Annotated in this window: 18 protein-coding genes and 1 other annotated feature; of the genes, 11 read left to right on the top strand and 7 right to left on the bottom strand. The window is 65.4% G+C overall.

What is annotated here, in order from left to right; genetic code table 11:
• The first annotated feature begins 14 nt into the window (after positions 1 to 14).
• Positions 15 to 482: an Lrp/AsnC family transcriptional regulator gene (locus IFT87_RS12015; RefSeq protein WP_031393257.1), complete on the top strand. Its 468-nt coding sequence runs from the start codon at positions 15 to 17 to the stop codon at positions 480 to 482.
• Positions 483 to 582: 100 nt separating this feature from the next.
• Here IFT87_RS12015 and IFT87_RS12010 read toward each other — a convergent pair whose 3' ends face one another.
• Positions 583 to 1,875: a hypothetical protein gene (locus tag IFT87_RS12010; RefSeq protein WP_031439911.1), complete on the bottom strand. Its 1,293-nt coding sequence runs from the start codon at positions 1,873 to 1,875 to the stop codon at positions 583 to 585.
• Between the two features lie 163 nt (positions 1,876 to 2,038).
• On the opposite strand from IFT87_RS12010, the gene yaaA reads away from it, so the two are divergent.
• From yaaA to IFT87_RS11990, 4 genes are all read left to right on the top strand, one after another.
• Positions 2,039 to 2,788: a peroxide stress protein YaaA gene (gene yaaA / locus IFT87_RS12005; RefSeq protein ID WP_031439910.1), complete on the top strand. Its 750-nt coding sequence runs from the start codon at positions 2,039 to 2,041 to the stop codon at positions 2,786 to 2,788.
• On the top strand, positions 2,785 to 3,471 hold the full coding sequence (locus IFT87_RS12000) for an SDR family NAD(P)-dependent oxidoreductase (RefSeq protein WP_037530121.1): 687 nt from the start codon (positions 2,785 to 2,787) through the stop codon (positions 3,469 to 3,471). Before yaaA ends, IFT87_RS12000 begins: the two co-directional genes overlap by 4 nt.
• A 198-nt stretch (positions 3,472 to 3,669) precedes the next feature.
• Complete coding sequence (gyrA, locus tag IFT87_RS11995; protein ID WP_192008611.1) at positions 3,670 to 6,450, top strand: DNA gyrase subunit A; 2,781 nt, start codon at positions 3,670 to 3,672, stop codon at positions 6,448 to 6,450.
• Positions 6,447 to 6,797, top strand: a complete 351-nt coding sequence (locus tag IFT87_RS11990; protein ID WP_031439907.1) for a DUF952 domain-containing protein — start codon at positions 6,447 to 6,449, stop codon at positions 6,795 to 6,797. Before gyrA ends, IFT87_RS11990 begins: the two co-directional genes overlap by 4 nt.
• 98 nt (positions 6,798 to 6,895) lie before the next feature.
• On the opposite strand, the gene IFT87_RS11985 is transcribed toward IFT87_RS11990, so the two are convergent.
• Together IFT87_RS11985 and IFT87_RS11980 are read right to left on the bottom strand one after the other, a co-directional pair.
• On the bottom strand, positions 6,896 to 8,377 hold the full coding sequence (locus IFT87_RS11985) for a SulP family inorganic anion transporter (protein ID WP_031439906.1): 1,482 nt from the start codon (positions 8,375 to 8,377) through the stop codon (positions 6,896 to 6,898).
• 71 nt (positions 8,378 to 8,448) lie between these two features.
• Positions 8,449 to 8,504 (bottom strand) — a sequence feature (sul1 is cis-regulatory element that is thought to sense ions involved in sulfur or methionine metabolism; They are found in Alphaproteobacteria).
• A gap of 173 nt (positions 8,505 to 8,677) precedes the next feature.
• Positions 8,678 to 9,109 (bottom strand): DUF488 domain-containing protein, encoded by a 432-nt coding sequence (locus IFT87_RS11980; protein WP_031439905.1) that lies wholly within the window; start codon positions 9,107 to 9,109, stop codon positions 8,678 to 8,680.
• 58 nt (positions 9,110 to 9,167) lie between these two features.
• Between IFT87_RS11980 and trmFO the strand changes: the two genes are divergently transcribed.
• Positions 9,168 to 10,535 (top strand): methylenetetrahydrofolate--tRNA-(uracil(54)-C(5))-methyltransferase (FADH(2)-oxidizing) TrmFO, encoded by a 1,368-nt coding sequence (gene trmFO, locus IFT87_RS11975; protein ID WP_031439904.1) that lies wholly within the window; start codon positions 9,168 to 9,170, stop codon positions 10,533 to 10,535.
• Here trmFO and IFT87_RS11970 read toward each other — a convergent pair.
• On the bottom strand, positions 10,471 to 10,950 hold the full coding sequence (locus tag IFT87_RS11970; protein WP_031439903.1) for an EF-hand domain-containing protein: 480 nt from the start codon (positions 10,948 to 10,950) through the stop codon (positions 10,471 to 10,473). The genes trmFO and IFT87_RS11970 overlap by 65 nt on opposite strands.
• A gap of 79 nt (positions 10,951 to 11,029) precedes the next feature.
• On the bottom strand, positions 11,030 to 11,692 hold the full coding sequence (locus tag IFT87_RS11965) for a squalene/phytoene synthase family protein (protein ID WP_031439902.1): 663 nt from the start codon (positions 11,690 to 11,692) through the stop codon (positions 11,030 to 11,032).
• Between the two features lie 122 nt (positions 11,693 to 11,814).
• Here IFT87_RS11965 and IFT87_RS11960 point away from each other — a divergent pair, with 122 nt between their 5' ends.
• From IFT87_RS11960 to IFT87_RS11950, 3 genes are read left to right on the top strand one after another with little or no spacing between them, the layout of a single operon-like run.
• Complete coding sequence (locus IFT87_RS11960; protein WP_192008609.1) at positions 11,815 to 13,515, top strand: TadE/TadG family type IV pilus assembly protein; 1,701 nt, start codon at positions 11,815 to 11,817, stop codon at positions 13,513 to 13,515.
• Complete coding sequence (locus IFT87_RS11955) at positions 13,512 to 14,111, top strand: TadE/TadG family type IV pilus assembly protein (protein ID WP_042466695.1); 600 nt, start codon at positions 13,512 to 13,514, stop codon at positions 14,109 to 14,111. The genes IFT87_RS11960 and IFT87_RS11955 overlap by 4 nt, the downstream gene beginning before the upstream one ends.
• A gap of 56 nt (positions 14,112 to 14,167) precedes the next feature.
• Positions 14,168 to 14,764, top strand: coding sequence for a TadE/TadG family type IV pilus assembly protein (locus IFT87_RS11950; RefSeq protein ID WP_052380859.1), 597 nt, complete (start codon positions 14,168 to 14,170; stop codon positions 14,762 to 14,764).
• A 49-nt stretch (positions 14,765 to 14,813) separates the two neighbouring features.
• Here IFT87_RS11950 and IFT87_RS11945 read toward each other — a convergent pair whose 3' ends face one another.
• Together IFT87_RS11945 and pdhA are read right to left on the bottom strand one after the other, a co-directional pair.
• The gene (locus IFT87_RS11945; protein WP_031439899.1) at positions 14,814 to 16,238 is read right to left on the bottom strand and encodes a pyruvate dehydrogenase complex E1 component subunit beta; all 1,425 of its coding nucleotides are present in this window, start codon (positions 16,236 to 16,238) and stop codon (positions 14,814 to 14,816) included.
• Positions 16,238 to 17,287, bottom strand: coding sequence for a pyruvate dehydrogenase (acetyl-transferring) E1 component subunit alpha (pdhA, locus tag IFT87_RS11940; RefSeq protein WP_031394777.1), 1,050 nt, complete (start codon positions 17,285 to 17,287; stop codon positions 16,238 to 16,240). The genes IFT87_RS11945 and pdhA overlap by 1 nt, the downstream gene beginning before the upstream one ends.
• Positions 17,288 to 17,505: 218 nt before the next feature.
• On the opposite strand from pdhA, the gene IFT87_RS11935 reads away from it, so the two are divergent.
• Positions 17,506 to 18,858: an MFS transporter gene (locus IFT87_RS11935; protein ID WP_031439898.1), complete on the top strand. Its 1,353-nt coding sequence runs from the start codon at positions 17,506 to 17,508 to the stop codon at positions 18,856 to 18,858.
• Entirely contained in the window at positions 18,855 to 19,775 is a 921-nt protein-coding gene (gene cysK / locus IFT87_RS11930; protein ID WP_031439897.1) for a cysteine synthase A, read from the top strand. The genes IFT87_RS11935 and cysK overlap by 4 nt, the downstream gene beginning before the upstream one ends.
• Positions 19,776 to 19,777 lie beyond the last annotated feature (2 nt).

Raw genomic sequence — 19,777 nt, 5'->3', positions numbered from 1 at the left:
GGGAGTTACACGTAATGAGTTTTGACCGGATCGATCGTCAGATCCTGTCGCTTCTGCAGGCCGACGGTCGGATGACCAATGTCGACCTAGCAGACCAGGTCGGGCTGACCGCGCCGCCATGCCTGCGCCGCGTCCGAGCGCTGGAAGAAGCGGGCGCGATCCGCGGCTATCATGCCGATCTCGACGCCGGCCGCCTTGGCTTCCCGATCACCGTCTTCGCGATGGTCAGTTTGCGCAGCCAGGCCGAGCACGACCTCGCCGCGTTCGAAACGCACATCGCCGACATCCCCGAGATCCGCGAGTGCCACATGCTCAACGGCGAGATCGACTTCATCCTGAAGATCGTCGCCGCCGACCTGAAGAGTTTCCAGGAAATCCTGACCACGCACCTTACCCCCGCCCCCAATGTCGCCAGCGTGAAGACCTCGCTGACGATCCGCACCGCCAAGGCGCTGTCGGGCATTCCCGTCACGCTCGACTAGACTCAAGCTCAACGCTGCATCCGCGGCGACCCCTCCGACGCGGGGCACAAAAAAAGGGGACGGCATCGCTGCCGCCCCCTTTTCCATTTCTGCCACCCGCTCAGGCGGCGGGAGCGTTCATCCAGGCCGTCCAGAGCTGCGCCGTCTCCAGACGCGGCGTGGTCTTCACCGCTGCGAACGAGGTTGCCGCACCAGCCTTGTCGCCCGACTTCGCCTGCGCGATGCCGAGATGCAGGTTGACGTCGTCGGCATTCACGCCGCCCTTGCTGAGCGCGAGGCGATAGAGTTCGATCGCCTTGGCGTAATTGTCCTGACCCAGATAGGCGTCAGCGGTGCCGGCAGCCAGCTTGCCATCGGCGTTGCTCGCCGCCTTCTTCTCGAGCCCGGACAGGGGGCCGTCGTTGCGGATCGCGGTGCCGGTATCCGCCAACAGGGTCTTCGCCATGGTGTTGGTCGCGGGGATCTTGCCCGCAGCCATGCCTTCCTTGAGCACGGCCTGCGCCTCGCTCGGCAGACCGCGACGGTTCACGCTGTCGGCATATTCAAGATAGTCGTTCTGATCAGCCAGCGACTTGGTCTGGCGCATCAGCCGGAACAGGTCGATCTTCTGCGTCTCGTCGAGCGTGACAACGCCGTTCTGCTGGAGACCGAACGTCACGATCACGTCGCGCCACGTCTTGGGGGACGGATAGGCGACCGCATATTTCTGCAACCAGGCGAACGTCTCGGGCTTCAGCTTGGCGGCATTGGCCTTGCTGATCGCATAGCGATAGAAATCCTCGGGTGCCTTCTGGCCGGCCGCGGTCGATGCCGTCACCGACGCGTCGAGATCGGCGAGGCCGCTCTTCACGTCGCCGCTTTCCATCTTCGCCTTGACGATCTGGAGGTCGAGGTTGGGATCGGTGAAGCCGAGCGCCTTGGCCTTCTGGAAATACTGGATCGCGACCGGATACTGCTTGCCGTTGAACGCGAGCGCGCCGCGACGATAGGTATAGCGCCCGCGCATGTCGGCAGGCGTGCTCGGATTGGCGATCAGCACGTCGAGCGGCCCGGCCAGGACCGTCTCGTTGATCGGAGCATTGGGGTTGGCGGCCTGTGCGGCGGCCAGCTTCTGCTGCTCAAGATCATAGCGCAGCGCGGCGCCGATATATTTGTCGTCGTCGGTCTTCGCGGCTGCGTCGATCTGCGCGAGCGCGGGCTCTGCGGTGGCAAAATCCTTCGCGGCGATCGCGGGCTGTGCGACCTGCGCCGCCTTCAGGACCTCGGGGCTCAGCTTGAGACCGCCCTTGGCCTCTTCCTTCTTGTCTTTGGCCATGGCCGGAACGCTAAGTGCCATGCCGCTCACCCCGGTGGCGAGCACCGCGGCCAGTGCGAGTTTCGAAATGGTCTTCATGCGGGAACTCTCCTCGTGCGTATCTGCGACTTGGCGCGACGCTATATGGGTGTGGCCGATTGCGTTCAAGCAAGCAGCGGGAATCAGGGTGAAGACACGCCTTATGTGTCCCGCGCACTGAACGCCGATTGAACGCGCCGGGTTGCACGGCTAGGTGACCCGCATGATCGCCGTCCTCTCGCCCGCCAAGACGCTCGACTATGAGACCGCCCTGCCCTCCGTCACCCCCACCCAGCCGCGGTTCGCCGACGAGGCGACGACGCTCGCGCATGCGGCGGCGCATCTGACGCAGAAGCGGCTGAGCGAGCTGATGCACATCTCGCCGGCGCTCGCGAAGCTCAATGCCGACCGGTTCGGCGATTTCGACACGCTGCCCGAACGCCCCGCGCTGTTCGCGTTCGCGGGCGACGTCTATACCGGGCTCGACGCGAAGACGCTCGACGAGGCGGCGGTGGACTATGCGCAGGATCATCTGCGTATGCTCTCCGGGCTCTACGGCCTGCTCCGACCGCTCGACGCGATGCGCCCCTATCGGCTCGAAATGGGGACTCGCTGGGCGCCCCGTCAGAAGAAGCTGACCGACTGGTGGCGCGATCGGATCGCAAAGCTTCTGGCCGAGGACGTCGAGGCCGAAGGCTCGGGGACGATCCTCAATCTCGCCAGCCAGGAATATTGGGCGGCGGCCGATGGCAAGCTGCCCGCCGGGATCCGCGTCGTCGCGTTCGATTTCCGCGAGGGGGAGGCCCAGAAATTCGTCAGCTTCCACGCCAAGAAGGCGCGAGGGATGGCGGCGCGCTGGATGCTCGAGCACCGCATCGACGAAATCGAGGGGATGAAGGGCTTCGACACCGACGGCTATGCCTATGACGCGGCTGGCAGTACCGACGCGCAGTGGCGGTTCGTTCGCCGATGAGCAGCGCTGTCGTCATCGGCGCCTCGGGCGGGATCGGCAAAGCGCTGGAAGAGGCGCTGCGCGACGAGGGCACATTCGATGCCGTCCACGGCTTCTCGCGGTCGGCCGATGGTGATCGCCATCTGGACCTGGAGGATGAAGCGAGCATTGTCGCGGCTGCAACGAAGGTCGGATCGCCGACGCTCGTGATCGTAGCGACGGGCCTGCTCCATGCGGGCGACAAGGGGCCTGAAAAGGCGATACGCGATCTCGATCCGGCATGGATGGCGCACAACTTCGCGATCAACGCGATCGGTCCCGCTTTGGTCGCCAAGCATTTCCTGCCGACGATGCCCAAGGCGGGGCGGATCGTGTTCGCGGTCCTGTCGGCGCGGGTCGGCAGCATCGGCGACAACAAGCTCGGCGGCTGGTACGGCTATCGCGCGTCGAAGGCGGCACTCAACCAGCTCGTCCGGACGATCGCGATCGAGGACAAGCGGCGCAATTCGAGCGGCATCGTCGTCGGGCTGCATCCAGGCACGGTCGACACCGGCCTGTCGCAGCCGTTCCAGGGCAATGTGACGCCCGGCACGCTGTTCAAGCCGGACCGGGCGGCGGTCCAGCTGCTCGACGTGATCGACGGCCTCCGTGCGCCCGACAGCGGGAAGCTGTTCGCCTGGGACGGGGTCGAGATTACCCCCTGACCCGGGCCTTCGCCCGCCTTGAAGTCCGTCACCCCGGCGAACGATGGTAAAACGCATCGTGCCGACAACCGGCAATCACCCGCAAATACCGATGAAACCTCTCCTCTCCCCGCGCGTACGCGTGCGCGGGGGTAGTAAGGTGGTCCCCCCTCGGCTAAGGTGTGTCATCGTACCGAAACAAGCCGAAAGCCTTCAGATTTGACCGACGAGACCATGCTCGCCGAACCCACCGGCGGCGAGCCAGCCGGCATTGCCACCATCTCGATCGTCGACGAGATGAAGTCGAGCTATCTCGACTATGCGATGAGCGTGATCGTCGCGCGCGCGCTCCCCGACGTCCGTGACGGCCTGAAACCCGTTCATCGCCGCATCCTCTATGGCGCGCACGAAAGCGGCTTCGTCGCGGGCAAGCCCTATCGCAAGTCGGCGCGTATCGTCGGTGACGTGATGGGTAAATATCACCCGCACGGCGACAGCTCGATCTACGACGCGTTGGCCCGCATGACCCAGGACTGGTCGATGCGCGTGCCGCTGATCGACGGTCAGGGCAACTTCGGCTCGATGGATCCCGATCCACCCGCGGCGATGCGCTACACCGAGGCACGCCTCGGCAAGGTCGCCAACGCGCTGCTTGGCGATCTCGACAAGGACACGGTCGACTTCACGCCCAACTATGACGGCTCGGAGCGCGAGCCGTCGGTGCTGCCGGCGCGCTTCCCCAATCTGCTCGTCAACGGCGCCGGCGGCATCGCGGTCGGCATGGCGACCAACATCCCGCCGCATAACCTCGGCGAAGTGATCGCCGCGTGCCTCGCCTATATGGACAATGGCGCGATCACGACCGAGGAACTGTTCGAGATCGTCCCCGGTCCCGATTTCCCGACCGGCGCGATCATCCTCGGCCGCGCAGGCGCCAAGTCCGCCTACGAGACCGGCCGCGGCTCGATCATCGTCCGCTCGCGCCACGTCGTCGAAGAGGGCAAGGGTGATCGCCGTTCGATCGTCCTGACCGAGATCCCGTTCCAGACCGGCAAGAACGGCCTGGTCGAGAAGATCGCGGAAGCCGCCAAGGACAAGCGCATCGAAGGCGTCAGCGACATTCGCGACGAATCGAGCCGCATGGGCGTGCGCATCGTCATCGACCTGAAGCGCGACGCGACCCCCGACGTGGTACTCAACCAGCTCTGGCGGCACACGCCTGCGCAGTCGAGCTTCCCCGCCAACATGCTCGCGATCCGCGGCGGCCGCCCCGAGCTGCTGAACCTGCGCGACATCATCGGCGCGTTCATCACGTTCCGCGAACAGGTCATCACGCGCCGCTCGAAGTTCGAGCTCGCCAAGGCCCGCGAGCGCGCGCATCTGTTGCTCGGCCTCGTCATCGCGGTCACCAATCTCGACGAAGTCGTCCGCATCATCCGCGGATCGTCGAGCCCCGCCGAAGCACGCGGCAAGCTGCTCGCGCGCGAATGGCCGGTCGCTGAAATCGCGCCGTACATCGCGTTGGTCGAGGCGGTCGAGGACAAGCAGCAGGAGGGCATCTACAAGCTGTCCGAGCCGCAGGTCCGCGCGATCCTCGATCTTCGCCTGCACCGCCTCACCGCGCTCGGCCGCGACGAGATCGGCGACGAGCTGAAGACGCTCGCGGCATCGATCGCCGAACTGCTCCACATCCTCGCCGACCGCGCCAAGCTGTACGAGGTGATGCGCGGCGAGCTGATCGCGATCCGCGACGAATTCGCGACCCCGCGCCGGTCCGAGATCGCCGCTGCCGCCAACGGCATCGACGACGAGGATCTGATCGAGCGCGAGGACATGGTCGTCACCGTGACCATGCAGGGCTATATCAAGCGCACCAGCCTCGACACGTTCCGCGCTCAGGCACGCGGCGGCAAGGGCCGCGCGGGCATGTCGACCAAGGACGAGGATGTCGTCACCGAGCTGTTCGTCACCTCGACGCACACGCCGGTGCTGTTCTTCTCGAACCTCGGCAAGGTCTATCGCTACAAGGTCTGGCGCCTGCCCGAGGGTGGTCCAGCAACCCGAGGGCGCCCGATGATCAACCTGCTGCCGCTGGCGCCGGGCGAGACGATCTCGACCGTGCTCCCGCTGCCGGAGGATCTGGGCGAGTGGAGCCGTCTGCACGTGATGTTCGCGACGCAGCGCGGGCTGGTGCGCCGCAACGCGATGGACGCGTTCACCAACGTGCCGTCGAACGGCAAGATCGCGATGCGTTTTGAAGAAGGCTCCGAGGACAAGCTGATCGGCGTCGCGTTGCTCACCGAGCATGACGATGTCCTGCTCGCGACGCGGCTCGGAAAAGCGATCCGCTTTGCCGGCGACGACGTCCGCGAGTTCCAGAGCCGCACCTCGACAGGTGTGCGCGGCGTGACGCTAAAGGGCGACGACGAGGTCATCTCGCTGTCGGTCCTCCACCGCGTCGGCGCGACGCCCGAAGAGCGCGAGACGTATCTCAAATTCGCCCCCTGGAAGGGCGAGCGCGAGGGCGATCACGGGATGGGCGACGAGCGCTACAACGATCTCAAGGACCGCGAGCAGTTCATCCTGACGGTCTGCGAGAACGGCTATGGCAAGCTGTCGAGCGCGTACGACTATCGTCGCACGGGGCGTGGTGGTCAGGGTATCACCAACATCGACAACATCGCGCGCAACGGTCAGGTCGTGGCGAGCTTCGCCGCGGCCAAGGGCCATCAGCTGATGCTGGTGACCAACCAGGCCAAGCTGATCCGCACGACGCTCGCGTCACTGCGCGTCATCAGCCGCAACTCGGCGGGCGTGAAGCTGTTCGACGTGGCGAAGGGCGAGCATGTGGTCTCGGCCGCGCGGATCGAGGAGACCGAGGAAGACGCCGAAGTGAACCTGGCTGACGCAACGCCAGAGCTGGCGCCCGACACCGGCGCGACGATCGGCGAGGACACGGCGGCGGGCGATCCGACCGAAGGCCAGGGGGACGGCGAATGAGCCGCGACCCTATCGCCTACAAGGTGCTGACGGGCGAGCAGCTGGCGTCGCTGGAAAGCGGCAGCTTCGCCGGCGCGCCGGTCGATCTGGCCGATGGCTATATCCACCTGTCGACCGCGGCGCAGCTGACCGAGACGGTCGACAAGCATTTCACCGGCCAGTCCGACCTGTACGTCGCCGCAGTCGATCTCGAAGCGATCGGCGACGACGTGACATGGGAAGAGTCGCGCGGCGGCCAGCTCTTCCCGCACATCTATAACGGTCCACTGCTGCTCGAGACGGTGCTGTCCTACAGCCCGCTCGAACGCGACGATGCCGGCCAGGTTAAGCTGCCCGTAGCCGGCTGAAGCCGTGACCATCCTCCCCCGCCCGGGGGAGGTGGCAGGCAGAGCCTGACGGAGGGGGCGGCAACGACGACCGTCATTTATCCGCCCCCGCTACCCGATCACGCCGCCAGATCGCGCATCAACGGCGCATGTCGGTCGACGAGCACCGCACTCGCCTGGTTCAGCCCGACGACCTCGACCACCGCACCATGCCGCCGCAGCTTGGCGACCACATCGTCGAGCACGCCGACCGCGGTGACGTCCCAGAGATGCGCCCCCGTCAGGTCGATCCGCACATGCTTGGCCTCCTCGCGCAGGTCGAAACGGTCCGCGAAGATATCCGCGCTGGCAAAGAACACCTGCCCCGTCACGCTGTAGATGCGCGTATCGCTCGCCGCGTCGTACTCGACCGCCACGTCCATCATCCGCGTGACCTTCCACGCGAAGAACACGCCGCTCAGTAGCACGCCCACCCCGACGCCGAGCGACAGGTCGTGGGTCGCAACGGTGACGACGACCGTCGCCAGCATGACGACGCTCGACACCTTGGGATGCCGCACCAGATCGCGCAGCGACCCCCAGGAGAAGGTGCTGATCGACACCATGATCATGATCGCGACCAGCGCCGCGACCGGCACCTGCGCGACCCAGGGACGCAACGGCACCATCACGACGAGCAGGAACACGCCGGCGACCATCGTCGAAAGCCGTCCGGTGCCGCCATAGCGGACATTGCCGACCGTCTGGCCGATCATCCCGCACCCGGCGATCCCGCCGAACGCGCCCGCGGCGATGTTGGCGAGCCCGAGCCCGGTGCATTCGCGCGCCTTCGAGCTGCGCGTCTCGGTCAGCTCGTCGACGACATTGGCGGTCATCATCGATTCGAGCAGCCCAACCGCCGCCATCGCAAGCGCATAGGGGGCAACGATGCGCAGCGTATCCCAGCTGAGCGGCACGTCGGGCAAGCCGAACGACGGCAGCGAATCGGGCAGCCGCCCGAGATCGCCGACCGTCTTCAGCGGCATCGGAAACCACATCGCGATTGCGGTCAGCACGACGATGCAGATCAGCGGCGACGGGATCGCACTCGAGACCCGCGGCACGAGATAGATGATCGCAAGCCCGCCCGCGATCATCGCATAGGCTTGCCAGCTGACCCCCACCATCTGCGGCACCTGAGCCGAGAAGATCAGGATCGCGAGTGCGTTGACGAACCCCGCATGGACCGAGCGCGAGACGAACCGCATCAGCACATCGAGCTTGGCGAGCCCGAACGCGATCTGCAGCATGCCCGCGAGGATCGTCGCGACGAGGAGATATTGCAGCCCGTGCGCATGAACGAGCGCGGCGGCGACCAGCGCGACGGACCCCGCAGCCCCCGATATCATCGCGGGGCGACCGCCCGCAAAGGAGATGACGATGCCGATCACGAACGAGGCGAACAGGCCGACCTCGGGATCGATGCCGGCGACGAAGGAAAAGGCGATGACCTCGGGGATCAGCGCGAAAGTACCCACCATGCCGGCGAGAATGTCACGCCGCGCGGCCGTCGGGCCGCTATACCACTCGGCGCGGTAACGAGAAAAAGCAGAAATTGTCATGGATGTGTCCGCATAGGACGCACGAACCGCGGCGACCCTGTCGGTCGCGGGTGTTCAAAATGGCGTCGTTGCGTTGTCCGGCGGATCGGCGGCCGGAATAGCCACCCGGAATTGCACCGGGTCCAAGCGAATGCGGGCCTGCTAGCGGATCAGGTGCTGCATTGCAACACGGTCTGCCACTCTTCCTCCACAACCCCGTCATCCTGACGAAAGTCAGGATCCAGAGTTACTAAACCGCGCCGTTCCTGGCTCTAGATCCTGACTTTCGTCAGGATGGCGAATAAATGAGGTTCCCGAAAATCACGTAAACAGGTCCACCACCTCGGCCCCCTCGCCCACCGCCTGCAACAGCAGGGTCCGGTGGCAATGGCAGGGGTCGCGCTCGTAACACAGCAGCGCGCTCGGCTTCTCCGCCGCGAGCGCGAGCATGATCGCCGCCTGCGCCTGCGCCTCGGGCAGTTCCAGCTGTTCGTCATACACCGCGGTCAGCGTTGCGACGTCACCCTTCTTGGCCGCGTCGCGCCCGCGCTTCGGCGTCCCGAGCGCCTTCAGATGCGTGTAATCGATCCCCGCCTCGCGCAACGATGCCGCAAGCGACGTCTTTGAAAATCCCGGCCGACGCGACAGCGGCAGCGCGCGGACGTCGATCACCCGCTCGACCCCGGCCCGCGTCAGCGCCGCAAGAAAGTCCGTCATCGTGGTGGCTTCATAGCCGATCGTGAAGATCTTCATAAGAACGAAGTGGGATTGGACCGCTGACACGGCAAGCGTCCGGCGCTATCTGGCGGGAATGACCCACGACATCCATGTTATCGGCGGCGGCCTCGCCGGATCCGAAGCCGCCTGGCAGCTTGCCGAAGCCGGCCTCAAGGTCCGCCTCTCCGAAATGCGCGGCAGCGGCGAAGCCACGCCCGCGCACCAGACCGACGGCCTCGCCGAGCTCGTCTGCTCGAACAGCTTCCGCTCGGACGATGCGGAGAGCAACGCAGTCGGCCTGCTCCACCAGGAACTCCGCACGCTCGGCTCGCTGATCATGCGCCAGGCCGATATCCACCGCGTCCCCGCGGGCTCCGCGCTCGCGGTCGACCGCGACAATTTCTCGAACAGCGTGACGGAGGCGATCGACCAGCATCCGAACATCACGCTCGTCCGCGAACGTATCGACGCGCTGCCCGACGGCCCGACGATCATCGCCACCGGCCCGCTCACCGCCGCCTCGCTCGCCGCCGGGATCGGCGCCGAAACCGGCCGCGAGGCGCTCGCCTTTTTCGACGCGCTTGCCCCGATCGTCCACCGCGACTCGATCGACATGGAGACGGCGTGGTTCGCCTCGCGCTGGGACAAGGGCGAGGGCAAAGATTACATCAACTGCCCGATGGACAAGGACCAGTATCTCGCCTTCCATCAGGGCTTGGTTGATGGCGAGAAGACGCCGTTCAAGGACTGGGAGAAGGACACGCCCTATTTCGATGGCTGCATGCCGATCGAGGTGATGGCGGAGCGCGGCGTCGACACGCTGCGCTATGGCCCGATGAAGCCCGTCGGGCTCGACAATCCCAAGACCGGGCGCTGGCCCTATGCGGTCGTCCAGCTGCGCCAGGACAATGCGCAGGGCACGCTGTGGAACATCGTCGGCTTCCAGACCAAGCTGAAGCATGCCGATCAGGTCCGGCTGTTCCGCACGATCCCCGGCCTGGAGAATGCCGAGTTCGCACGGCTGGGTGGCCTGCACCGCAACACCTTCATCCGCTCGCCCGAGCTGCTCGACGCGACGCTGCGGCTGAAATCGCGGCCGAACATCCGCTTCGCCGGGCAGATCACGGGCTGCGAGGGCTATATTGAAAGCTGCGGCATCGGCCTGCTCGCGGGCCGGTTCGCCGCCGCCGAACTGACCGGCCAGACGCTGACGCCGCCACCCTTTGCGACCGCGCTCGGCGCGTTGCTCGGCCACATCACCGGTGGGGCGGAGGCCGAGACCTATCAGCCGATGAACGTCAATTTCGGGCTGTTCCCGCCGATCCCCGGCCGCACTAAAAAGACCGATCGCAAGCGGATGTACACCGATCGTGGCCGCGCGGCGCTGGCGGCGTGGCTCAACTCTCCTCAGACGACGGCGGAACCGGCGGACAGGCAGCCCGAGACGACGGCTTCCGCCTGACCGCGGTGGTGGCGAATTCGGGCGCGGTCATCGCGCCCGATTTGTCCGCATCCGCACCGGCGAACTTGGTCGTCGCCTTGACCGCCCATTCGTCGAACGACAGCCGCCCGTCGCCATCGACGTCGAGCTTCGTATAGGCCTTGCGCCGCGCGACCAGATATTCGTCGCGTGTCACCGCGCCGTCGCGATCCTTGTCATACCGTTGAAATCGCCGCTGTTCGCGCGTTGCATCGGTCGCACGCGGTGCCATGCTCGGCAAAGGATCGGTCCCGCCATCCGCCTGTGCCTTGGTCTGCGCCTGCGCGGTCGGTTGTGGCGCCAGCACTGGCCCGGATCGCACCTTGCCGCCAAAACCCAGTATCGCCGCACCGATCAGCGCGATCAGCGCCGCGCCACCCGTCAGGTATCGCCACATCCCCGGTCTCCCCCACCCCCGGACGTCCCCGTCCAGGCGCAAGGCTAATCCCGCCGCGCGCCGATCTCAAACGAACCGGTCAGTATCCAACCAGTCTGTGCAGCAGCAGGCGGCCGACCCGCTTCGGGCTGCCGGCCGGTTGCTCCGGCGCGGTAAGATCGGCCCGCGCCAGCAATGCTAGTGCGCCAAGCGCTCGTGCGCGTCGTGGCCAGCGACCGTGGAGCGCCATGTCGAGCCGCCCGCGCGCGATCGCAGCCACGCCTGCCGCGCGTTGCGGATTCGACAGCCGCAGCGACAGATCCGCAAGCGCCCATCCCTCGCCCGCCGCCGCGATGCGATCGTCCGACACCGCCAGCAAAGATGCCGCCGCCGCGAACAGCTGTCCGCCGCGCAGGCGGGCAAAGCGTTCGACCGCTGCATCGTCGAGCGGCGTTTCAAGCAGTGCCTCCCACCCCTCGGCGATCGTCGCGAGCGTGGCGCTGCCGACCTGCGGCACGACATGGCGTGCGAGCGCCTGCAACACGGGCTCGGCCGGCGGCGGCGCGGTGTCGAGCCGGCCGAGCGCCTCATACCACCAGGTCAGCCGCATCTGCCCGACGATCGGCTCGCGCGTCGTTTTGAGGATCGTGCCGAGCGCCGTATCGAGCGCGAACAGCGCCTCGAGCCCGGGCCGGGTCGAGGCCGGGGCGTAGCTCAGGGCAAGCGCGCGCTCGGGATTGGGTAAGTTGGCAGGGTCGACCATCGCGCCGCCATAGCTGCGAACGCGCCGCAGGGCACGCCCCCGCTCTCGTTAACCATATCTCTTGAGCCGGGCTTACCGGATTGCCGGGCATGGGTGCGCGATCAAGATCCACTGGGACATCCATGGCCAAGACGATTGCCCCGAAATTTGCAGCGCTGACGTTCCTCGCGCGTCTGCGACGGAACGTCAAAGGCAACACTTTGGTGATCGTCGCCTTCGCGATCATGCCGCTGCTGGCCATGGTCGGGTCCGGGCTGGACATGTCACGCGCCTATGTCGCGCGTGACCGGCTGCAGCAGGCCTGCGACGCGGGCTCGCTGGCGGCGCGGCGCCTGCTGGCGGGCCCGACGCTGACGAGCGACGTCGAAACCGAAGCCAGAAACTATTTTAACTTCAACTTCCCCAGCGGGGCCTTCGACACGACCCCGTTCACTCCCGTGGTCACCGTTCCCGCCGTTGGTACCGTCCAGATCACCGCGACGACCGCGATACCGACCACGGTGATGAAGATCTTCGGGTTCAACACCTTGCCCCTGTCGATCACCTGCGCGGCGACGCAGGATTTCGTCGGCACGGACGTCGTGCTCGTCCTCGACATGTCGGGATCGATGAACTGCCCGACGAGCCGCCCCAATGACGCCTGCGGCGAGATCGAACAATCCGGATCGAAGATGCAGGCGCTGCGCGATGCGTCCGAGTCCCTCTACGACACCCTGGAGTCTGCACAGAACCAGCTGCACAACAACAACCTGAGGCTTCGCTATGGCTTTGTGCCCTATAATGCGACGGTCAATGTCGGCAGGCTCGTCTATGCCAAGGATGCGAGCTATATCCGCAACAGCGCACCCTATCAGACGCGGGCCCGAACCGGCGGACCTGTCTACAGCTCGCTGAACTGGTGCAACGCGTATGACGGCAGCTATTCAAGCTATTGGGGGGTCTGCTCGAACTACTGGACCTACCAGCAGGCGACGCTGAACACCGCGACGTTCAAGACGGGCGCATCGGTACCGACGCCTGGCGGATCGCCCAGCACGGCGACATCGAAATGGGCCGGGTGCATCGAGGAGCGCCAGACCAACAACACGACCATCGACGGCGGATCGCTGACGACGGCACCGTCGGACGCGTGGGACCTCGACATCAACCGGTTGCCGAACTCGGACGCCAGCCGTTGGGCGCCGTGGTGGCCCGAGACGGAATTCGATCCCGACCGGCGCGCCATCTATACCGACCCGAAATACTGCGCCAGCGAGGCCAGCCGCCTGAAGGAATATTACGGCGACAAGGCTGGCTTCATGAGATACCTTAATGATCTGCAACCGCTTGGCGGCACCTATCATGATATCGGCATGATATGGGGCGCCCGGTTTATCTCGTCGGACGGCATCTTCGCATCGGCAACGCCCGAAACGAACAATCAGAGCGATCCGGACAATCCAAGAAAGCTTCGCGGCTTCTCGGTCAGGAAGTTCATGATCTTCATGACCGACGGCGACCTGTCGCCTTACCTGGACGTCTATACGACCTATGGCGCGGAGGAGCGCGACAAGCGCGTGCTGGGAACGACGACGGGCAATACCACCCAGCTCGCCGCAGCGCAGCTGTCGCGCCATCTCCAGCGATTTCGCATGGCCTGCAATGCTGCCAGGGCGCAGGGTATCCAGCTGTACGTCATTGCGTTTTCGACCACGCTGACCAACGACATGCGGGATTGCGCGACACAGCCCTCCATGGCGTCGGGCATCACCACCTCCGCCGCGCTCATCCAGAAGTTCAAGGAAATCGGCACCAAGGTCGGATCGCTACGGGTGAGCCAGTGATCGCGCAATTAGCGCCGGCAAGGCGGCGCATTGCGGCAGATGTCGCGGGCGCAACGATCGTCGAATTCGCTCTGATCGTACCGTTACTGATCGGGTTGCTGATGATGATCCTGGAGGTCGGGTATCAGAATTATGTCGAGGCCATGGTACAGGGCGCGCTCGCAAAGGCATCACGGCTGACCACGGTCGGCAACACGACCGCTGCCAACGTGAGCGCAACGATCAAGGCCGAGGTCCGCGCCGTCGTCCCGGCAGAATATGTCACCGTGTCGACGCGCCGCTATTACAACTTCTCGAATGTCGGCAAGCCCGAGAAGATCACGTCGGACACGGACCCGCGGGGCACGTTCAATCTCGGGGACTGTTTCGAAGATGCGAACAACAATGGCATTTACGACGCGACGCCGGGCGATGACGGTGTCGGTAGCGCGGACGACGTCATCTTCTACACGGCGACGGTGAGATACCCCAATCTGACGCCGGTCGGACCGCTGATGGGCTGGACGCGCACCCGGACAGTTACGGAAACGACGCTGGTACGTAACCAGCCCTTTACCTCGCGTGCGGCACCGACGGTCGTATGTACCAAGCCATGACGAGGATCGACAGCACCGCAAGGCCAGGGGTTCTTGCCGACACGCGCGGCCTCGCAATGATCGAATTCGCGATCGTTGCGCCGTTCCTTCTGACACTGGGTCTCGCCGGTGCCGAACTGACGCACATGTCGATCGCCAAGATGCGCGTCAACCAGATCGCCACGACCGCGTCCGACAACGTCGCCCGCGTGCGGGATTCGATCAACGAGGCCGATGTCAACGAGGTCCTCCTCAGCCCGAAGTTGTTAGGGACCGATATCGACTTTGCCGATAACGGCCGCGTCGTGATCTCGAGCGTCGAACCCAATGGTCAGACCGGCACGAAGGCGGGGCAGTGGATCCGTTGGCAGCGGTGCACGGGGGCGCTGAACACCAGTGCCTCGCAGCCGGCTTATGGCCTGCAGGACAAGGGCAAGGCCGATGCAAGCCTGCAATATATGGGACTGGCCAGTCGCAAGATTACGGCGGCCGCCGGAACCGCGCTGATCTTCATCGAGGTGACCTACAAATATCAGCCGCTCGTCTCGCAGCGATTTTTCGGCGCTCCGGTCCTGCGCGCCGAAGCGGTGTACAATGTGCGAGAACGCAACGACCAGACCCTGGCCGCCGTTGCAGGAGTCACGCCGAGTCTGTGCTCGACCTACGCAGCATGATCGCTCCGACCGGTGAACCCGGTCGGAGCGATCAGCAACAGCTCACCGATTACCGGTACGTCACCTTCTTCGCCGCATCGACGACCTTGGCGACATCGACCAGCATCAGCTTTTCGAGGTTCGCCGCATAGGGCATCGGCACGTCTTCGTTGGTCACGCGCAGCACTGGCGCGTCGAGGTCGTCGAAGCCGTGCTCCATCACCACCGACACGATCTCGGACGCGATCGAGCAGGTTGCCCAGTTTTCCTCGACGATGATCATGCGGTTGGTCTTGGCGAGGCTTTTCAGCACCGTGTCGGTGTCGAGCGGGCGCAGCGTGCGCAGGTCGATGACCTCCGCCTCGATGCCCTCCTCGGCGAGCTTCTCGGCGGCTTCGAGGCTGATGCCCACGCCGATCGAATAGCTCACGATCGTCACGTCCTTGCCCTCGCGGACGATGCGCGCCTTGCCGATCGGCAGGACATGGTCGTCGAGCTTGGGAACGTCGAAGCTGCGGCCGTACATCAGCTCGTTCTCGAGGAACACGACCGGATCGTCGGTACGGATCGCCGCCTTCAGCAGGCCCTTGGCATCCGCCGCGTCATAGGGCGCGATCACGATCAGGCCGGGGACGCTCGCATACCATGCCGCGAAGTTGTGCGAATGCTGCGCACCCACGCGCGACGCCGCGCCGTTGGGACCACGAAACACGATCGGGCAACGCATCTGGCCACCCGACATGTAGTTGGTCTTGGCCGCCGAGTTGATGATGTGATCGATCGCCTGCAACGCGAAGTTGAAGGTCATGAACTCGACGATCGGGCGGAGGCCACCCATCGCCGCGCCTGCACCGATGCCGGCAAAGCCGTATTCGGTAATCGGCGTGTCGATCACGCGACGCTCGCCAAACTCGTCGAGCAGCCCCTGCGTGACCTTGTACGCGCCCTGATACTGCGCGACTTCCTCGCCCATCACGAAGACGCGGTCGTCCTCGCGCATTTCCTCGGCCATCGCATCGCGTAGCGCCTCGCGGACGGTCGTCTTGACCATCTCGGTACCCTCCGGGATCGCCGGATCGGTCTTGCCGACCTTCTCCGCCGACGCGACGAGCTGCTGCGTCCCGCTCTCGGCCTTGGCAGGCGACGCGCCTTCGGGAACCGGCGGCGCCTTGTCGTCCGACGGCGTTTCCTTCGGTGCGGCGTTGGCGGCCTCGCCCGCGCGTGCCTCGGTCGGCGCGCTGTCAGCGCTTTCGCCCTCTTCGAGCAGCGTCGCGATGACGGTGCCGACCTTCACATTGTCGGTACCTTCGGCAACCATGATCTTGCCGATCGTGCCTTCGTCGACCGCCTCGAACTCCATCGTCGCCTTGTCGGTCTCGATCTCGGCCATGATGTCGCCGGACTTGACGCTATCGCCTTCCTTGACGAGCCACTTCGCGAGCGTGCCCTCTTCCATCGTCGGGGAGAGCGCGGGCATCTTGATCTCGATCGCCATCAGTACGACTCCACCAGAACGTCGGTGTAGAGCTCGGCGACATCCGGCTCGGGGGTCTGCTCGGCGAAATCGGCGGCTTCGTTCACGGTCTTCCTGATCTCTTGTTCGATGGACTTCAGGTCCGCCTCGGTCACGCCCTGCTCGTCGAGCAGCTTCTTGATGTGATCGATCGGGTCGGACTTGTCGCGGACCGCCTGGACCTCATCCCGCGTACGGTATTTCGCCGGATCGGACATCGAGTGGCCACGATAGCGATAGGTCTTCATCTCGAGGATGACCGGGCCCTTGCCCGCGCGGACCCAGGCGATTGCCTCTTCAGCGGCCCCGCGGCACGCCAGCACGTCCATGCCGTCGACCTGGATGCCGGGAATGCGGAACGATTCGCCGCGGCGATAGAGCTGGTCCTCGGCCGAGGCGCGATTGACGCTCGTGCCCATGGCGTACTGGTTGTTCTCGATCACGAAGATGATCGGGAGCTTCCACAGCTCGGCCATGTTGAAGCTCTCATACACCTGGCCCTGGTTTGCGGCGCCGTCGCCGAAATAGGCCATGCAGATGCCGCCGTCGTTCGAATATTTATGCTTGAACGCGAGGCCGGTGCCCAGCGACACCTGAGCACCGACGATGCCGTGCCCGCCGTAGAATTTATGCTCGGTCGAGAACATGTGCATCGACCCGCCCTTGCCCTTCGAGATGCCCGAGCCGCGCCCGGTCAGCTCGGCCATGATCACCTTCGGGTCGATCCCGTAGGCGAGCATGTGGCCGTGGTCGCGATAGCCGGTGATGACCGAATCGGTCTCGCCGTCGAGCGCGGACTGCAGGCCGACCGCAACGGCTTCCTGGCCGATGTACAGATGGCAGAAGCCGCCGATCAGGCCGAGACCGTAAAGCTGGCCCGCCTTTTCCTCGAAACGCCGGATCAGCAGCATCTGCTTGTAGAAGGCGAGCAGCTCGTCCTTGCTGGCCTCATAGGGCTTGGGTTCGGCCGGCCGTTCACGGTTGGTGATCGGGGGCTCGGCGATTGCACGTGCTGGGGGGGCTTTGGCCACGATGTGGGAAACCTCGTTTTCCGTAGGGGAGTTGCCGCAGCCTATAGGCGCGGACGGGGCCGAACATCAATTCCCGTCTGGGGTATGCGATTCTGCGACTGTCCCGCGAGCTTCGATCCGTCGTGCCCGACACGCGGGCCGTCGCCCCCGCCCCTATCCCCAACCCAAGCAAAGCTCCGGTTGCCCTTCACGCGCTCGACCCCCTAAAGCCCGGGACAATGAACCCGACGATCGACCCGCATCAGCATCCCTTCCGGATCGCCAATTTTCGCGCCTATTGGCTGTCGCGGTTCGCCGGCACGATCGCGGTCAGCGCGATGTCGATCGTCATCGGCTGGCAGGTCTACAACCTGGCGCGCGAAACGATGGACATCCGCCAGGCGGCGTTCATGCTCGGGATGATCGGCTTTGCGCAGTTCGTGCCGCTGTTCCTGCTGACCCCGATCACCGGGCTCGTCGCGGACAGCTTCGACCGGCGCTGGATCGTCCGCGGCACGACCACGCTGCTGGTGCTCACCGCCGCGACGCTCTGGCTGCTGACATGGTCCGGCCATCTCACGCTCGGGGCGTTGTTCGCCGCGGCCGTCGCCTTCGGCGTCGCGCGCGCATTTTCCGGCCCAGCCTATTCGGCCCTGGCGCCGAATCTGGTTCCGCGGGCGGTGCTCCCCACCGCGATCGCGATCAGTTCGATCGCGTGGCAGGTCGGAACGATCGCAGGCCCCAGCGTCGGCGGGCTGCTCTACGCGATCCATCCCGAGGTCGCGTACGGCGTGGCGACGCTGCTCTTCCTCGTCGCGCTGGTGTTCATGTTCCTGATCGGCCCGGTGGCACAGCCCGCCGCGCAGACCGACCATCGCCCCCTCGCGCGGATCATCGAGGGGTTTACCTATGTCCGCCGCAACCGGCTCGTGCTCGCGACGATCACGCTCGACCTGTTCGCAGTGCTGCTGGCGGGTGCCACGTCGCTGTTGCCGGTCTATGCCCGCGATATCCTGCATGTCGGGTCGCAGGGGCTCGGCGTGCTCGCCGCGGGCATGGGGATCGGTGCCGCGGTCACCGCGATCTGGTTCTCGATTCGGCCGATGAGCCGCAATGTCGGGGTCAAGATGCTGGTCGCGGTGATCGTGTTCGGCATCGCGATCCTCACCTTCGGGGTCGCGACGCCGATCGTCGAGCTGATCGGGCTCACCCCCAGCACGATTGCGGGGTTCCCCATCCACCCCGCCTTCGTCCTCAGCTTCGTCGCGCTGATCGTCGCGGGTGGGGCGGACATGATCTCGGTCTATGTCCGCCAGTCGCTGATCCAGCTGCACACGCCCGACGTGATGCGCGGCCGCGTCAGCGCGGTGTCGCAGCTGACGATCTCGGCCTCGAACGAGCTCGGCGAATTCGAAAGCGGGGTGATGGCGTCGCTGCTCGGCCCCGTCGGCGCAGTGGTGTTCGGCGGGGTTGGTGCTATTGCCGTCACGATCGGCTGGGCGCGCCTGTTCCCGGAACTCGGGGCGGCGAAGACCTTTGATCCCCCCGAGATCCTAGAGACCGAACCACAGCACGGAGAAGCCAAGCCATGAAAGCCTCCTCGATCCTGGACACGATCGGCAACACGCCGCACGTCCGCCTGTCGAAGCTCTTCCCCGATTCCGAAGTCTGGGTGAAATCCGAACGGTCGAACCCGGGTGGTTCGATCAAGGACCGTATCGCGCTGGCGATGATCGAGGCCGCCGAAAAGGCCGGCGACCTCAAGCCCGGCGGCACGATCATCGAGCCGACCAGCGGCAACACCGGCGTCGGCCTGGCGATGGTGGCAGCGGTCAAGGGCTATAAGCTGATCCTCGTGATGCCAGAGAGCATGAGCGTCGAGCGTCGGCGTCTGATGCTCGCTTATGGTGCGACCTTCGACCTCACCCCGCGCGAGAAGGGCATGAAGGGCGCGATCGAACGCGCGCGCGAGCGCGTCGCCGAAACGCCCGGCGCCTGGATGCCGCAGCAGTTCGAAAATCCTGCGAACATCGACGTGCATGTCCGCACGACGGCACAAGAAATCCTCGAAGATTTCCGGGATACGCCGATCGACGTGATCATCACGGGCGTCGGCACCGGCGGCCACATCACGGGCGTCGCCGAGGCGCTGAAGGCGCACTGGCCCGAGTTGAAGGTCTATGCGGTCGAGCCCGCCGCCTCGCCCGTGATCGCCGGTGGCCAGCCGGGCCCGCATCCGATCCAGGGCATCGGCGCAGGCTTCATCCCCGCCAATCTCCACACCCAGGCGATCGACGGCGTGATCGAGGTCGATGCCGCGGTCGCCAAGGACATGGCACGCCGATCGGCGGCCGAAGAGGGCATGCTGGTCGGGATCAGTTCGGGCGCGACGCTGGCCGCGATCCTGCAGAAGCTCCCTGATCTTCCCGACGACGTCCGCGTCCTCGGCTTCAACTATGATACCGGCGAGCGCTATCTGTCCGTGCCGGACTTCCTTCCGGAGCAGTGACG

This window comes from Sphingomonas sp. CFBP 8765, assembly GCF_014841445.1.
Taxonomy (GTDB): Bacteria; Pseudomonadota; Alphaproteobacteria; order Sphingomonadales; family Sphingomonadaceae; genus Sphingomonas; species Sphingomonas aerolata.
The sequence above is the reverse complement of the archived record's forward strand: the minus strand, read 5'-3'. Positions and strand labels throughout refer to the sequence as shown.

Coding starts and splice junctions, on each gene's coding strand:
- IFT87_RS12015 (WP_031393257.1), top strand. CDS start 15: ATGAGTTTTGACCGGATCGATCGTCAGATCCTGTCGCTTCTGCAGGCC.
- IFT87_RS12010 (WP_031439911.1), bottom strand. CDS start 1,875: ATGAAGACCATTTCGAAACTCGCACTGGCCGCGGTGCTCGCCACCGGG.
- yaaA (WP_031439910.1), top strand. CDS start 2,039: ATGATCGCCGTCCTCTCGCCCGCCAAGACGCTCGACTATGAGACCGCC.
- IFT87_RS12000 (WP_037530121.1), top strand. CDS start 2,785: ATGAGCAGCGCTGTCGTCATCGGCGCCTCGGGCGGGATCGGCAAAGCG.
- IFT87_RS11990 (WP_031439907.1), top strand. CDS start 6,447: ATGAGCCGCGACCCTATCGCCTACAAGGTGCTGACGGGCGAGCAGCTG.
- IFT87_RS11985 (WP_031439906.1), bottom strand. CDS start 8,377: ATGACAATTTCTGCTTTTTCTCGTTACCGCGCCGAGTGGTATAGCGGC.
- IFT87_RS11980 (WP_031439905.1), bottom strand. CDS start 9,109: ATGAAGATCTTCACGATCGGCTATGAAGCCACCACGATGACGGACTTT.
- trmFO (WP_031439904.1), top strand. CDS start 9,168: ATGACCCACGACATCCATGTTATCGGCGGCGGCCTCGCCGGATCCGAA.
- IFT87_RS11970 (WP_031439903.1), bottom strand. CDS start 10,950: ATGTGGCGATACCTGACGGGTGGCGCGGCGCTGATCGCGCTGATCGGT.
- IFT87_RS11965 (WP_031439902.1), bottom strand. CDS start 11,692: ATGGTCGACCCTGCCAACTTACCCAATCCCGAGCGCGCGCTTGCCCTG.
- IFT87_RS11960 (WP_192008609.1), top strand. CDS start 11,815: ATGGCCAAGACGATTGCCCCGAAATTTGCAGCGCTGACGTTCCTCGCG.
- IFT87_RS11950 (WP_052380859.1), top strand. CDS start 14,168: ATGATCGAATTCGCGATCGTTGCGCCGTTCCTTCTGACACTGGGTCTC.
- IFT87_RS11945 (WP_031439899.1), bottom strand. CDS start 16,238: ATGGCGATCGAGATCAAGATGCCCGCGCTCTCCCCGACGATGGAAGAG.
- IFT87_RS11935 (WP_031439898.1), top strand. CDS start 17,506: ATGAACCCGACGATCGACCCGCATCAGCATCCCTTCCGGATCGCCAAT.
- cysK (WP_031439897.1), top strand. CDS start 18,855: ATGAAAGCCTCCTCGATCCTGGACACGATCGGCAACACGCCGCACGTC.